This window comes from Brevibacillus sp. FSL K6-0770, assembly GCF_038000275.1.
Lineage (GTDB): Bacteria > Bacillota > Bacilli > Brevibacillales > Brevibacillaceae > Brevibacillus > Brevibacillus parabrevis.
Window position 1 is genome coordinate 1,979,012 of sequence record NZ_JBBOBQ010000001.1, and the last position, 14,102, is coordinate 1,993,113.

The following is a 14,102-nucleotide window of genomic DNA, read 5'->3' on the forward strand; positions in this document are numbered from 1 at the left end:
ACACTGTCTACAGAGACAAAACAGCCGCCGCCGCTTTCTTTTTCCAGCAAGACAAAGCAAGATAGCCAAACGCCAGACCGCAAATAATCGAAGCCTGGCTTCCGTATTCAGCGAAGAAAGACAGCGGCACATCTATTCCTACGGGATAAAAGTAAACGAGAAAAATCAGATCGATGAGAAGAGCAGGAATGCCGAGCACGGTAAAAGGCAGCCAATCGAATGTCCAGCTTCCTTTTGTCACGCATGTCTGGATAAAGGTCGGCAGGGCAAAAACCAGCCCGATGAGAACAGGGTATAAAGTGGTGAACAGGAGAAACGGTAAGCGTTCGAAAGTAAGCGCCGCCTCTTCTTTCAACAGCTGCTCGCAGTACAGAATAACATCGAGCATGAACACCGCAATGATCAGAAAAACAATATACATGAACAACCGTTTACGTGTAGAAATAAGAATCTCCTCCTGAGTGTTGTGCGCAAAACTTACGGCTTAAAATGTGGGCAAAGCAGTTGTGTCCAGCTGCGGCAAAGCCAGGTGTTGCCGCGACTTCAGCGTGAGGGCCAAGCCATGTGCCAAGATGGTCTTTTTCCTGTTCATACTTCCTCCTATGTTTTTACAAATGGCATACATTGAGTATGTCGTATGAACAGGAAAAAAGTAACGGGTTTTTGGTTAAAATGCTAAAATTTAGGCAAAAACGCCCGTGAGGAGTTGGATAACAAGCCCGTGGCGAGCTGCAATCCGCTCGTATCCAGCAGGGGACGAACTGTAAGCTGCAAGTTGCAAGTGACGTTCAAACCGGGAACGGGAATCGGGAGCAGTAACCGATCAAAGGGGAAATGCAGCGGCAAGTTCGGCCCTCTCAACCGCTTTTCCTAAACCAACATCGACAGCCTTCAGGATCAATCCGAGGGTTCTTTCTTTTTCAGGACATATGTCCTTCCCTGCAAGCCTGCATCTGTTTTTTAATGAAGGAGGGAATGGGGGAGAGGGAATTGAAAGGCATCCTTTTTGCATTTTTCGCAGGGGCATTCCTCACTTTGCAAGGAGTGGCAAACGCCCGGATCAGCTACGACATCGGAACGTGGCAAGCCGCGACATTGACTCAGTTGACGGGCTTTGTCGCCGCTCTTTTCGTGCTGCTCGCCAGCCGAAGGGCAAACTGGCAGGCACTGCGGCAAGTGAAGCCGCTGTATCGGTTTGGCGGTGCTTTTGCCGCCGTCATTATTTTCGGCAATGTCTTTGCGATCCAACAGATCGGAGTGACACTGACGATTTCGACGCTGCTGATAGCACAGCTTGGGTTGACGTTTCTCATCGACAGCAAGGGCTGGTTTGGAGTGAAGAAACAGCAGGTAACGTGGCCGCACGTGGTCGGAATCGGCTTGATGATCGCAGGAGTGGTCATACTAAAAGCTTGATCGGATCATCAAGGGGATAGAGAGCAGAAAGCGGGGGAAGAGCCAGTCATGCGAGTAACGCAAGATCGTGAAGAGCAAAACCATTATTTGCAGGCGTATCAGCTGGAAACGGTTTTCCCCGAGGAGCTGCAGGCGCATATGACGCTTTGCTATTTGGAGCGAGGAGAGCTTATTTGTTCCCAGGGAGCGAGCGCGGACACGCTTTATGTGCTGGTGAGCGGGAAGCTGAAAATATTTACAAACTCGCAGGAAGGCAAGACGCTGATCCTGTCGTTCAAGACGCCGCTTGAGGTGATCGGGGATATTGAATACGTGCGGGAAATGGAGACAATGAACACCGTTGAGGCGGTAGCACCGTCTGTGCTGCTTGCCGTGCCTTTCCGTTTCCTGAGAAAATACGCGAGCAATCATGCGCCGTTTTTACACTTTTTGCTGGAGATTATTACGAAAAAATTTACCGTCAAGTCGAACGATTTAAGCTTCAACTTGCTGTACCCGGTAGAAGTGCGACTGGCGAGTTATTTGTTGTCGGTGTGCTTTGAGGACGGGGATTCTAGCCTCAGAGGACAAGTAAGCTCGGCGAGCCTGTCCGACGCAGCCAACCTGATCGGCACCAGCTCTCGCCACGTGAATCGCGTTCTTCAGCAGTTTCGTCAAGCTGGATTGGTCGAGCGCGAGAAGACGCATTTGTTGATCAAAGACAGACAAGGCTTGCAAAAAGTAGCCAATCCGCATTTATACGCGTAGGAGGGGGAATACGATGCTTGCAGGACTTGTTCTCGCGATCGTGGCCGGCTCACTGGTCAGCTTGCAAAATGTTTTCAACAGCAAGGTCAACGAGCGGGCTGGGTCGTGGACGACGACGACTTTGGTGCTGGGGATGGGGTTTTTGGCCTCGCTCGTGTGCGGTCTTTTGTTTGAGGGGGAAAAGCTGTGGGAATGGCGCAACATGCAGCCGTGGTACTGGTTTAGCGGGCTGATCGGGGTGGGAGTGGTCACTTGCCTGGTACAAGGAATCCGCCTGCTGGGCCCGACGCTTGCCGTTTCCATCGCGTTGACCTCGCAGCTCAGTTTTGCCCTGCTGTGGGATTCGTTGGGATGGATGGGGCTGACCCAAGTTCCTTTTACATGGAAGCAGCTAAGCGGTGTACTGGTTGTGATCGTTGGCATGCTCGTGTTCAAATGGGGCGGGCAAAAAAAGAGCCAGGAATGGTCGAAAGCGACGTGAGTCGGTAGACCGTCCCTGGCTTTTTCGTCTGTCTGGCTTGTTCACAAAAGTTTATGTATTTTTATCCAAAAGAAGATATTGACTTAAAATAAATGTGCATGATAAAATTAAAAATTTTAAAATCAATAACTGTGTTATAATGGAGAAGATCGCATTGTAGGAGGTGGACGTATGTTTCAGGTTGGAGACAAGATTTTTTACCCGATGCACGGGGCAGGCGTAATTGACGCCATGGAGGAAAAAGAGTTTCTGGGTGAGAAGCACCTCTATTATGTGCTCCATATGCTGCAAAGAGAGTTAAATATCATGGTCCCCGTTGAAAAGATGTCCGCGCTGGGGATTCGGATGATTGTAGATGCCGACATTTTGGACAATGTGTTGGCAGCGATGCAAGAAAGGAGCCCTGACTCCGCGCTGAATGCGGCACAGCGATTCAAGCTGAACACGGAAAAAATGAAGCGTGGCGATATTCATGAGCACGCGGAAGTGGTTCGGGATTTATGGGTGATCAGCAAAGGGAAAATATTGGGAACGAGCGACAAGCTGATGCTCGATAATGCCCAACAGCTGATAAGCAGCGAAATTGCGCTGGTCAAAGGTCTGGATTTGGAGCGGGCCACCCAGATTTTGAAACAAGTGTTGGCGACAGAGCCGAGCAAAGCAGACGAGGGGGCCTCCGAGCAGACGGCGGCAGGCTATCAAAAGTGCGTGCTGTAATCGAACGCAAATAGAAAAGGGTGTGATTGCCATTGGCAGTCGCACCCCTTTTTTCATGGTGGGAAGAAAGAACTAGCCGCTTTTGGACACGGACGAGCGAACCAGATTGTATTCCAGTCGGCTGGCAAAACGGGCATACTCCGCACATGACTATTGATCAGCCCATTGCTGGTATGATGTCTTCCTTGGCTATAGATTCAGCTCAGACCGTTCGGATGTCTCTTCTGAATATTTTGCTTTTTCTCCATTTTTCCATGCTATCAAAGCTATAAAAAACAGAGGGAGCAAGGACGAAACGCTCCCTCCTACTCGATCAAAATGCCTGGCTTCCGGCCGATGATGCGAACAGCGCGGTCCCACATCAGGCGCAGTTTTTTTCGCTGCATGAGCGGGAGGTGGATGTCGGGACGCCTCAAATAGGAGCGTATGGGAACGACGCGAAAACGGACGCGCCCGCCATACGTATAACGTTGGCAATAGGTGGGAATGACGGATATTCGCCCGATGGATACCCGACCCTCTGCCTCCTTTTCTACAGAAAAGCGCAGAATGGCACCGATTTGCGATTGATCGAAGCTGAGCATTTTTTCCGAAGTGAAATTCCCCAGCGAGTAGGCGACCAGTGTGCGTTTTGTCTCTCCAGTTGCCAGGGTGGCGCTCGGTGTGACGACAGGCTGCAAGACGTGAGGATGCGCGCCGAGAATGACATCTGCTCCGTGGTCGAGCAAGCTTTGTACGAGCAGACGCTGATTGGCGGTCGGGGTGTAGCGGAACTCCACGCCGAAGTGCAGCGAGACGATCACGAGGTCGACGAGCGGGCGAACGGAAGCGATGTCGCGCAAAATGGCATCGCGCATGATGAGATTGACCAGCCACGGCATGTGATCGGGAATGACCTGCTTGTTCGTGCCGTATGTGTAGGCGAGCACAGCGATGCGGATTCCGTTTACTTCCTGGATCAAAGGGACGGTCGAGTCTTGCAAGGAGCGGTACGTGCCTGTGTGAGCGAGCTTGTGGCGATCCAGCACGTCCAGTGTGCGGAAAAGTCCGTTTGGCCCTCCGTCCAGACAGTGGTTGTTTACGGTCGTCAAAAGGTCGAAGCCGACTTGTTTGAGATCGCGCGCCAGCTCGTCAGGACAATTGAATCTGGGGTAGCCTGTGCGCGCCGAGCCGATCTGATAAGGTTGACTCTTTCCGGAAAAGGTCGTCTCCAGATTGCCGATGGTCAGATCGGCATTTGTCAAAAGCGGAGCAACAGGGGCGAACATATCGGCAAAGGAATATTGATCGGCTGAAGCCAGCTTGGCGCAAGCCACTTGATTCTTCCACATGAGAATATCGCCTACTGCGGCGATCGTGACTTTCTTGTTCATTGGCTTCACCTCTCCCATCTACTCTATTCCAAAAGTTGTCTGCTTGTTTTGGATAGAAGCGGAACGTTTTCATAGATGACGGTCTATACAGGCTGTCTCAGCCGCTCATACAATAGGAAAGCTGATTGGGAGAGGGAGGCAGAGGGGGGATTGTCAGTGAAGAAAAAGGCAGGAAAAACCAGGCCGCAAAAAACGCTGATTCTGAACAAGCCAGTGATCGCAGTCACAGGGAGCGCGGGAAAAACAACGACAAAAGAAATGATCTTCGCGATCTTGAATAGACGTATGTCCACGTATCGGTCGATGTACAACAAAAATTTTCTCGGCAATACGCGAGCGCATGTCAAACGCTTGCGGGACGAGCACGAGGCGGCTGTGCTTGAGTTTGGAATCTTGCGAAGCGGGCACATTCAACAGCATTGCCGGATCATTCAACCGAACATGGGCGTGATTACGAATATTGGCACGGCGCACATTGGCAACTTTGAAGGCAAGGCAGGGCGCCTCGCGATGGCAAAATCGGAGCTGATTCGCAACATGAAGCCGACAGGAACCGTGTTTATCAATCGGGACTGTCCTTACTCCCGCCGATTTGCCGGGCAGCCTTTCAGAGGAAGCTTTGCTGGCAGATTCGTCACGTTCGGGATCGAGCAGGAAGCTGATTATCGGGCGGAGCACATCGTGATGGAGGCAGACGGAATCTCTTTTGTCTGCCAGATCGGACAGCAAAGCGAGGCGTTTTTCATCCCGACGCTGGGAGGACATAACGTGTACAATGCTTTGGCAGCGATCGCCGTGGCGCACACGCTCGGCATACCGCTCGCGGATATCCGGCAAGGATTGCGCCAATTTCAGCCGCAAAAAAAACGACTGGTCTGCTATCGCCTGAACAACAACGTGCAAGTTCTCGACGACACCTACAGCTCCAACCCGGATGCAGCCAAGGCGGCAATCGACGTCCTCAGCCAGTCTGAACACGGTACAAAAGTAGCTGTTTTGGCGAGCATGCTGGAGATGGGCAAATACGAAGTACAGGGACATGAAGAAGTCGGGCAGTATTTGAGCAGCAAAAATGTAGACTACTTGTATACGTTCGGCAGCAGTGCCCGCCATATCGCGCGTGCGGCCATTCGCGCAGGCTTTCCGGCAGAGCGGGTGATGCATTGCGCAAACAAGGAAGTCTTGCACCGCAGTCTCGCCAAACGCGTGAAACCGGACACTACCATACTGGTCAAAGGCTCCCACAAGCTGAAAATGGGAGAAACGGTGGAGTTTTTGCGCAAGGTGACAGCGGGCAGCAAACTCCCGCGCAGAAAACTGCCGAATCGAAAGCAGGCGTAACCAAACAGAACCGGGCAGGCGTTTGTCCCAAAAGCGGACAAGGGCCTTTTTGCCGTGAGAGCGAAGAGAGGGGCGAGTGATTCCGAAGCGGGCAAAAGCTAGGGCTATGGTCATCCGACTATGTAATCAAATCCTCAATTGGAAAGATTTACAGACTTATACGCATACGCTTTTTCCAGTAAAGTGGGTTTGTACCCAATCTGTTGGGAAAAACACAGCCAGGAGGAGAACGAATGACGAAACGAGATTGGTTGCAAAAGTCGACTGTCGCCGTCATGCTAAGTACATCCCTGCTTCTGTTCGCGGAAGGTGGACAGGCAGCAGCTAAGACTGTGGATTCACAATCTTCTGTGAAAGCGGAGGAAATTGTCAAGCTGACACAATCGTTGCTCGGCAAAGACTACAAGTACGGGGCAGTAGGACCCAACTCATTCGGTTCAGCAGGCTTGGCCACTTATGTGTACAAAAAAGCCGGGCTGACCATCGACGACACGATTGATGAGCTGTACAAGGCGGGAGAGGCCGTCTCTGCCGACAAAATCGAGCCAGGAGACTTGCTGTTCTTTTCCTCGAATGGGAAAGGAAAGCCGAGCTTCATGGGCATCTATATCGGAAATGACCAGTACATATACTCTTCGCAGGGCGAAGACGCAGTCGTTTTGAAAAACGTCAGCGATTATACGAAAAAGTTGGTAGGTGCGCGCCGAATTGCCGTTTTGGACAACGGGACAGGCACGACCCCGACTCCGGACCCAGGCCAGGAGGAAGGCTCCAACTCTGGCGAGATCGCAGATAACGTGATTGCGGCAGGCAAAAAATATTTGGGCACACCTTATGAATACAGCTCGACCCGTTCCAACAAAAAGACGATGGATTGCTCCGAATTTACGATGTGGGCGTACCGCGATGGTGCCGATATCGACATGGGCAATGGGGGGGCGCGTTCGCAAGCCGACTTTGTGAAAAAAAATGGCACGTACACCACGGATATCAACAAGCTGAAAAAAGGCGACCTCGTTTTCTTCATGGCGTATAAAGGCTACAAGGAATCCGATTACAAAGGAATCAATGTGCCGAAGCAGAGCATTACCCACGTAGGCATCTACATGGGCGACAACAAGCTGCTGCATACGTTTTCGAAAGAATCCGGCGGAGTGAAAGTGACCGACTTCAAAAATACGCATTGGGAATACCGATTCATTATGGGTGGACGGCCTTATTAATACAGTCAGCGACGGTGCGATTGCACCGTCTTTTTTCATGAGCGCGACACAAGCAGGCAGAGGCAGTAGCGGAAAAAATAGGTGAATGACCGCGGGCAAACGCACAGTCCATCTGTGCGTTTGCTGCATCTCTTATAGGGAGACTTGTAGGAGGTGAAACGTCATGTCATATCAGTATCCCCCAGGAGGTTATCCACCGCCGCCGCCACCACCCGGAGGTTCATCTGGAGGCTTTCCTCCGCCACCACCAGGTCCACCCCCAGGCAGGACGCCCAGCTCACCGGGATCGCGAGGGTATGGGGGAACAAGGCGAATTGAACCGGGCGGCTTCTATCCCTGCTTATATCGCTATACGTATATTTGGCTGAAAAATGGTCGTTCCTTCTGGTTTTACCCTGTTTTCATCGGCCGTACATCCGTGACTGGCTATCGCTGGAGACAAAACCGCTGGGAATACTACGGTTTGGAACTGGATCGGATTGCTTACTTTACATGCTGATCAAAACAAAACGGCCTTCCCGCGTTCAGGGAATGGCCGTTTTTGTTTGCGGTGTGCCGCAGGCAAGGCAGCGCGCTGTTACTTGACGGTGACCGCAAAATCTTTATGGTCGTGAATGTCGCCTTTTTCCAGATGGACTTTCACGGTGTAGTCGCCAGCAGCGGGAAAGGTCAGCTTGCCTTCGTACTGCCCGGCACTGCTTTCTTTGGCATCGACGAAGCTGTGCTTGGCCTCATTTCCCGTCCAAAATTCGAATTCGACCGTGCCGCCTGAGAACGGCTGGTTGTCTTTCATCAGGTGAACGAGCATCGCTGCCTCTGACTGCGCTGCAAGCTCGTCTGGCGGCATGAGGTGAAAATCGACTCCGCTTGGCGCATGCGCTTCACCGGAAGCGGCTTGGCCGTGATGCTCGTGTCCTGTTGCTGTCTGCTCCGACGTGTTAACGCCAGCAGGGGAGTTGCTGTCTACCGCTTTTACCGTAAACGGTGTTTTGCGCATGTTGTGGAAGTCGCGGGCGGTGACGTGATAGTAGACAAAGTAGGAGCCAGGCTCGCTGATCGTCTGCTGCGCCGTATAAACGCCGTCGGCTACGAGCTTTGCCGGGATCGTCTCATGCTTTTCCTGGCCATCCTTCCACCATTCAAACGATACTTCGCGCGCATCATCTACCGGCTTTCCTTCCTGGGTCACCTTGACCGAAAACGTAATCGTGCCTCCAGCTACAGGCTCCGTTGGTTCCAGCGTAAATGCGGCGTCCACAGGGGCGCCGGAAGCAGCCTCCATCCCCTGGTCATTCTGGTTGGAGCATGCCGCAGCCAGAACGGTCAGCATGGACAGGAACAGCGTGAAAAAGCGTTTCATTTGCGTTACCCTTCCTTCTTCAAGTTCAACAACTCTTGATAAATTTGCTCGGGATCAAAATCTTCCCCCATGCCGAATTTGCGAATAACCGCGTTGTTTTGATCGACAAGATAGGTGCTTGACGTGTGGGAGATGAACCCGTCATCCGTCTTTTTGGCAAAAAAGCCGAGGGAACTCGTCACCGTGCGAATCGTCTCTTCGTCGCCGCGCAAGATCGTCCAGCCGTCTTCTGCAATGCCGAGCTGTCGGGCATAGTAGCGCAAGACGTCAGGCGTATCGTTTTGCGGATCGATCGTGATCGTCAAAAAGTCGACGCCTTTTCCCATAACCCCCGCTTCCTGCAAACGTTTTTGCAACTGCACCATCTTGATCGTGGTGGTAGGGCAAATATCGGGACAGCGAGTATAAATCAGCTCGACCAGCCGGACGGTTCCCGGCTTGGGAGAGAGGGAGTAGGCGGCTCCATCCAAAGTTTGCAGCTGTGCATCCGGCAACTTGGCTGAGACCTCCGAAGGGGTGAGCCAAAGCCACGAAGCGATGAGAGCGGCAAGGACAAAGAGCGGCAACAAAAGCACGAGCCGTCTGAGTCGAGTGGCGGCAGTTGGGGTGAGTGGCACGCCGGATTCCTCCTTTTTCAAATGGCGAGGCAGAACAACTCGCGGACGGTTATTGCGGCATCAGTCCATCGTCAGGCTGGTCTTTCTCTCTCCGGTACCAGGCTGCGAAGACGTAAGCGAGCACGGAACCGTACGTCAATTCCTGCAACAGCTTCATGATGATTCCGCCCAGACGCTGATCCTCCAACGGCGGCAGGGGAACGGCGAACATCGATTTGTCGATCGGAGCGGAGAAAAACGGCGCGCACAGCATGGAAGGTCCGTTTACATACGTCTCGTAAAGCGCCGACTCGGAGAAAATGATCAGCGCACAGGCTGGCGTAATCAGCACGCCGTTGGCAAAAATATAAGCCAGCTTTTGCAGCTCGGACAGCCGATGGATCTCCGGGATGGGAGCGATTACAGGAAGCCACATCCAAAGCGCTGTCACCAGGAGCAACAGGTGAATCAGGTTGTGCGCCGCCAAATTGTTCATCGTCATGTCTAGAATAACAGGCATGTGATAAAACGAGAATAGGGCATTGAACAAAAGGACGGCAGGGATCGGATGGCTGACCACGCGCAAAAACCCTTTCAACCCTTTGCGGTAAAAAAGGAAGCGCATGAGCCAGGGCGGTGTGCCGGCCAACAGCAACAAAGGCATCACGAGATAGAGAATCGACTGCTGAAGCATATGGGCGCTGAACAAAAAGTGGCCCGCGACATTCAAGGGGCTGCCCATGCCGAAGTAAAACAGCAGCAAGCCGAGGGAAAACGATAGTTTCTGTTTGAGCGAAGCAGGTTTGGCGTCAGGGAAAGTATGGCGCAAAGGTCCTGTCAAGGAAAAGTAAGCCAGTCCGATCAGAGCCGTCAACAGAAAAAGCTCCGGGTTCCACGTCGCCCGAAAGCCAAAGGTCTCGGTCAAGTATATAAGGGTCAACACCATTACCTCCGTTTTCCTGGAATATACCCAGTATCCATTATAGGCATTCGTTTCCAAAAGCCTAATGACTCTTTCGGGCTATTTCTGGCTGTTTTCGTTCACAGTTTTGTCACCGATACGAGAAAAGGCCCTGGAGCTTTCGCGTCCGGGGCCTTTTGTCCGCTATGATTTTTTCTGCTCTTCCAGCCATTTCTTCCACTGGTCGGCTTCGTGGCCGCCGACCAGACGAGCTACTTCCTTGCCGTCTTTGTAGTGAACGAGAGTCGGGGTGAACTCGATCTGGAAATCATCCCAGCTTGCGTTAAATTCGAGCAGGTTGTGCTTTTTCATGTCGATTTGCATGTCTTTGACGATCGGCACCAAAACAGGTGTCGTAGCGCGGCAATGCTCGCATAGCGGGCTGTAGTAGTAGACGTACAAGTCTTCTTTGCCCGCGATCTTGCTCTTCAGCTCGTCCGGCATGATCAGGTTGTCGTACAGCGGGTCTTGCAATTGCTCGATAGTAGCCGGATTCAGGTTGGCTTTGCCGTAAGGATTGCCGGCAGCCGCCTGGCGGTTGGACATATCCGAGTACACAATTGCGCCGATCAAGAGCGCTGCTACCAGGATAGACAGGAAAATAATCTTTTTCATGCATCAATTCTCCTTTGCGTTTTTCATGACGATGAACAGCAAAATACTGATCAAAGCAAATGCGACCAGCGCCAGAAAAGGAATGGTGATAAACCCGAACCAGTTGATGTAGTCCGTATTGCAGGGGACAATGCCGCAAGCGTTGCCCAGCTCATGCAGGAAGGGAACCTTTTGGATCAAGTAATGATAGAGGGAGATGCAGCCGCCGATCAAAGAGAGAATCAAGGCGTACGAGGACATTTTGTAGTCCTTTTTCGCGGACGCCACTCCGAGCAAAATGATGAGCGGATACATCAGGATGCGCTGGTACCAGCACAAATCACACGGTATGTACTTCAATACTTCCGAAAAAAACAGACTTCCAGCCGTGGCAATCAGGGACAAGCCCCAAGCCGCAAACATGGATTGTTCCATCACTTGTTGACGTTTCATAACAACACCTCGTTCATATCTTACCATATTACGATTCGGAAGTAGATTATAAAAAGTAACAATTTTTCAAAGGGAAAGGCTTGTGCTTGTACCAAAAACAGGATAGAGGCGCTACCCGAAGCGCTAGGGCTACAGGTAGTGTCGCCGTCAGATGACGCGTACTTGCATGGCAGGCTGGACGTCGCCAACAGGGACAAAGATCGATTGCAGAGAGGGCCACTCTACCAACAATACTCCTCGCCGATAAGCGGCACCGCCATCGATGCCGATCAGGTTGCCGCGCCGCCAGGGACCATAGCCTTCATAGTCAGGCAAACGAGGCACCGGGGTATGACCGAAGACGATTGGCCTGTCTCCTTCATAATAAAGGTAGAAGGGCTCGCGAATCCACAGGAGATCTTCTGGATTTTGCTGGCGCAGCGGAATGCCGGGACGAATGCCCGCGTGGACGAGCAGAACAGCGGGCGCTCCCGTCTGCGGATCGGCTGGAAGCTCCATGTACAACGGCAAGGCGGACAAGGCGGGCAACAGTCCCGGGTACTCGCTCTGAATCAGCCGTCGAGCTTCCTCCTGTTCGGCGCTGGATGGCATGGAATGGAGAAAAGCCCGGCGCAGAGGGTGGTTTCCCAAGAGCGAACGGATCGTGGCATCTCCGCCGTTGTAACGCAAGTACAGCTCCGGGTTTCCTTGTCCTTTCAGCCAATCCTCCAGCATCTGCTCGTGATTGCCTTTCAGGAGAAAGACCTGGTTTGGATATTGCTTTTGCAAGGTAAACAGGTCGAACAGCACTTCCTTCGATTCCGGGCCGCGGTCGATCATATCGCCGATCACATAGAGACGATCTCCCGTTTGCGGGGAAAAGGAGGCATCGCGCAATGCTCTGCGAAATGCCTGGTTCTGGCCGTGAATGTCCGAGACGAAATAGGTGGCCACTTCCACTCACCTCCCATGAGGACTTGGCGCGACTCTTATTACGATATGCCGATCAGGAGAGGGAGTGCCAATGCAACGAGCCGTGCGAGCTGAATCCAGGCTGCCTTGTTGAAAACATAGGCGCACCAACTGGGCGTTCGGGAATATGGATACCTATGAGACATATACCCAGAACGTTGGAGGGAAGACGGGACAGATGGCTACCACTTATCGGGACTATACTTCGCCGAATACGCAATTTACGTACGATATGCGCAACAACACGTTTTTTCGAAAAGACGCGGGCAACTTCATCGATTCTCTCGGCATCCAGCAGTTGAACACGCTGGGCAACACTTCGCTGCTCGACATCTTTTTGACGACTGGAAACGTGATTGAGCCACATATTCATCAAAACGCTTCCGAACTGGTTTACTGTGTGTCCGGCGAGGCAGCCGTTTCCATTATTAATCCATTCACGAACCAGTTGCTTACTTTCCATATCAAGCCGAGGCAAGTGGCGAATGTGCCGCAGGGCTGGTGGCATTACGAGATTGCCCTGACGGACGATACGCATCTGATAGCCGTTTTTGACGCTCCGGTGCCGGAAGTGATCTTTGGCTCCGACATCCTGCGACTGACCCCGGCAAGCGTATGGGCGCACACGTACTGCCTGGACGAAGCGAAGGTCAAGGACACTTTTGCTCCGATCACCAGAACCGTTGTCATCGGTCCGCCGCTTGGTTGCCAGCGAGGGGCGAATCCGGGAGCGAACCAAGGCTCGAATCCGGGCGCAAACCAAGGCACGAACCAATGGAACAGCCCGTCCAGCCAGCTTCCGCACTACGGCTATTCCAGCCAATGGCCGACAAGCTCCTATTACTACGATGCCGCCGCTTATGCCCAGGCGCCGGAGTACGGACAGTACACGCACTATCCGGAACTGTCCGGGTACACGTATTATCCGCCCAGCCAGCCTCAGCTCCAGCAACAGCCTCAGCCTCAGGCGTCTTATCCGCAGCAATATGGATATGCCGGAACGTATTAGCTGACGTACGAGACACAAGACTCCTTATTTGCTGTACACTTCCTTTTTCCTCTTTTACAATGAGAGCAAAAAAGCGGAGGGATGCAGATGGAGTCGCTGGCCAAATGGCTGCAACAATCACCCCGAACGATTGTCTTTACAGGTGCAGGCATGTCTACCGAAAGCGGCCTGCCTGATTTTCGTTCCCAGACCGGATTGTGGCGCGGATTGGACCCCCAGCAGCTCGCCAGCACGAAAGCGATGCGCGAGAACCGGGACGAGTTCGCCGCTTTTTACCGCAAGCGGATCGAAGGGTTGCTGTCCTGCCAACCGCATGCAGGACACGAGTTGCTGGCAAAATGGGAGCAGCGCGGGCTGGTCGAAGGCATTATCACGCAAAATGTAGACGGCTTTCACCAGCGGGCAGGGAGCCAGGCAGTGGCGCAACTGCATGGCACATTGAGCACGGTTAGCTGCATTCGTTGCCAGGAGCGCTATTCCAGCGAGCGGTATTTGCAGGCAGACGGGACTAGGTGTGCGTGCGGAGGCTTTGTCCGTCCCGATGTCGTCTTGTTCGGAGAAGCTTTGCCGCCGACGCAGGTTGAGCAAGCCGTCGAGTGGGCTGAGAGCGCTTCGCTGTTCCTCGTGCTCGGCTCCTCGCTGACAGTCAGTCCGGCTAACTGGTTTCCCCAGCGAGCGAAAGAAAGCGGGGCGAGACTGGTAATTGTCAATCAGGAGCCGACGCCGCTCGATGACTGGGCGGATTTTGTGGTGCGCGACCAGAAAATAGGGGAGCTATTGTCGCAAACCGAGCGATGGCTGACGAGCTGAACAAACAGGCGGGGCGTACTCACGACGAGTGAAGTGCGCCTGCTTTTTTGCATGCCGGACAGGAACCGGG

General features: G+C 52.8%; 16 protein-coding genes. 8 read left to right on the forward strand and 8 right to left on the reverse strand.

Annotation, left to right across the window (positions count from 1 at the left end; translation table 11 throughout):
• Window positions 1-7: 7 nt before the first annotated feature.
• Complete coding sequence (locus tag NST23_RS09610) at window positions 8-421, reverse strand: hypothetical protein (protein ID WP_173598603.1); 414 nt, start codon at window positions 419-421, stop codon at window positions 8-10.
• Between the two features lie 569 nt (window positions 422-990).
• Here NST23_RS09610 and NST23_RS09615 point away from each other — a divergent pair.
• The 4 genes from NST23_RS09615 (at window position 991) to NST23_RS09630 (ending at window position 3,361) form a co-directional block, all read left to right on the forward strand.
• On the forward strand, window positions 991-1,416 hold the full coding sequence (locus NST23_RS09615; RefSeq protein ID WP_122964298.1) for a DMT family transporter: 426 nt from the start codon (window positions 991-993) through the stop codon (window positions 1,414-1,416).
• 48 nt (window positions 1,417-1,464) lie between these two features.
• Complete coding sequence (locus NST23_RS09620; RefSeq protein ID WP_122964164.1) at window positions 1,465-2,163, forward strand: Crp/Fnr family transcriptional regulator; 699 nt, start codon at window positions 1,465-1,467, stop codon at window positions 2,161-2,163.
• 13 nt (window positions 2,164-2,176) lie between these two features.
• Window positions 2,177-2,644, forward strand: coding sequence for a DMT family transporter (locus tag NST23_RS09625; protein WP_122964163.1), 468 nt, complete (start codon window positions 2,177-2,179; stop codon window positions 2,642-2,644).
• Between the two features lie 171 nt (window positions 2,645-2,815).
• The gene (locus NST23_RS09630) at window positions 2,816-3,361 is read left to right on the forward strand and encodes a CarD family transcriptional regulator (RefSeq protein ID WP_122964162.1); all 546 of its coding nucleotides are present in this window, start codon (window positions 2,816-2,818) and stop codon (window positions 3,359-3,361) included.
• Between the two features lie 305 nt (window positions 3,362-3,666).
• Here the strand turns inward: NST23_RS09630 and NST23_RS09635 are convergent, their stop codons facing one another.
• The gene (locus NST23_RS09635; RefSeq protein WP_242771977.1) at window positions 3,667-4,734 is read right to left on the reverse strand and encodes a CapA family protein; all 1,068 of its coding nucleotides are present in this window, start codon (window positions 4,732-4,734) and stop codon (window positions 3,667-3,669) included.
• 150 nt (window positions 4,735-4,884) lie between these two features.
• On the opposite strand from NST23_RS09635, the gene NST23_RS09640 reads away from it, so the two are divergent.
• Both NST23_RS09640 and NST23_RS09645 read left to right on the forward strand, forming a co-directional pair.
• Complete coding sequence (locus tag NST23_RS09640) at window positions 4,885-6,075, forward strand: UDP-N-acetylmuramoyl-tripeptide--D-alanyl-D-alanine ligase (RefSeq protein ID WP_254223384.1); 1,191 nt, start codon at window positions 4,885-4,887, stop codon at window positions 6,073-6,075.
• 233 nt (window positions 6,076-6,308) lie between these two features.
• The gene (locus NST23_RS09645; RefSeq protein ID WP_122964159.1) at window positions 6,309-7,298 is read left to right on the forward strand and encodes a C40 family peptidase; all 990 of its coding nucleotides are present in this window, start codon (window positions 6,309-6,311) and stop codon (window positions 7,296-7,298) included.
• Between the two features lie 577 nt (window positions 7,299-7,875).
• On the opposite strand, the gene NST23_RS09650 is transcribed toward NST23_RS09645, so the two are convergent.
• The 6 genes from NST23_RS09650 to NST23_RS09675 form a co-directional block, all read right to left on the reverse strand.
• Complete coding sequence (locus tag NST23_RS09650; RefSeq protein WP_242771975.1) at window positions 7,876-8,658, reverse strand: FixH family protein; 783 nt, start codon at window positions 8,656-8,658, stop codon at window positions 7,876-7,878.
• Window positions 8,659-8,663: 5 nt separating this feature from the next.
• Complete coding sequence (locus NST23_RS09655; RefSeq protein WP_063231326.1) at window positions 8,664-9,275, reverse strand: SCO family protein; 612 nt, start codon at window positions 9,273-9,275, stop codon at window positions 8,664-8,666.
• A 49-nt stretch (window positions 9,276-9,324) separates the two neighbouring features.
• Entirely contained in the window at window positions 9,325-10,194 is an 870-nt protein-coding gene (gene ctaG / locus NST23_RS09660) for a cytochrome c oxidase assembly factor CtaG (RefSeq protein ID WP_063231423.1), read from the reverse strand.
• Window positions 10,195-10,359: 165 nt separating this feature from the next.
• Window positions 10,360-10,830 carry a thioredoxin family protein gene (locus NST23_RS09665; protein WP_122964156.1) on the reverse strand — a complete coding sequence of 157 codons (471 nt, stop codon included), beginning with the start codon at window positions 10,828-10,830 and terminating at the stop codon, window positions 10,360-10,362.
• 3 nt (window positions 10,831-10,833) lie between these two features.
• On the reverse strand, window positions 10,834-11,262 hold the full coding sequence (locus NST23_RS09670) for a disulfide oxidoreductase (RefSeq protein WP_063231328.1): 429 nt from the start codon (window positions 11,260-11,262) through the stop codon (window positions 10,834-10,836).
• A 147-nt stretch (window positions 11,263-11,409) separates the two neighbouring features.
• On the reverse strand, window positions 11,410-12,195 hold the full coding sequence (locus NST23_RS09675) for a metallophosphoesterase family protein (RefSeq protein WP_173597437.1): 786 nt from the start codon (window positions 12,193-12,195) through the stop codon (window positions 11,410-11,412).
• A gap of 196 nt (window positions 12,196-12,391) precedes the next feature.
• Between NST23_RS09675 and NST23_RS09680 the strand changes: the two genes are divergently transcribed.
• Entirely contained in the window at window positions 12,392-13,222 is an 831-nt protein-coding gene (locus tag NST23_RS09680) for a cupin domain-containing protein (RefSeq protein ID WP_340963597.1), read from the forward strand.
• An 87-nt stretch (window positions 13,223-13,309) separates the two neighbouring features.
• Window positions 13,310-14,032, forward strand: coding sequence for an NAD-dependent deacylase (locus tag NST23_RS09685; RefSeq protein WP_340963599.1), 723 nt, complete (start codon window positions 13,310-13,312; stop codon window positions 14,030-14,032).
• Window positions 14,033-14,102: the final 70 nt, after the last annotated feature.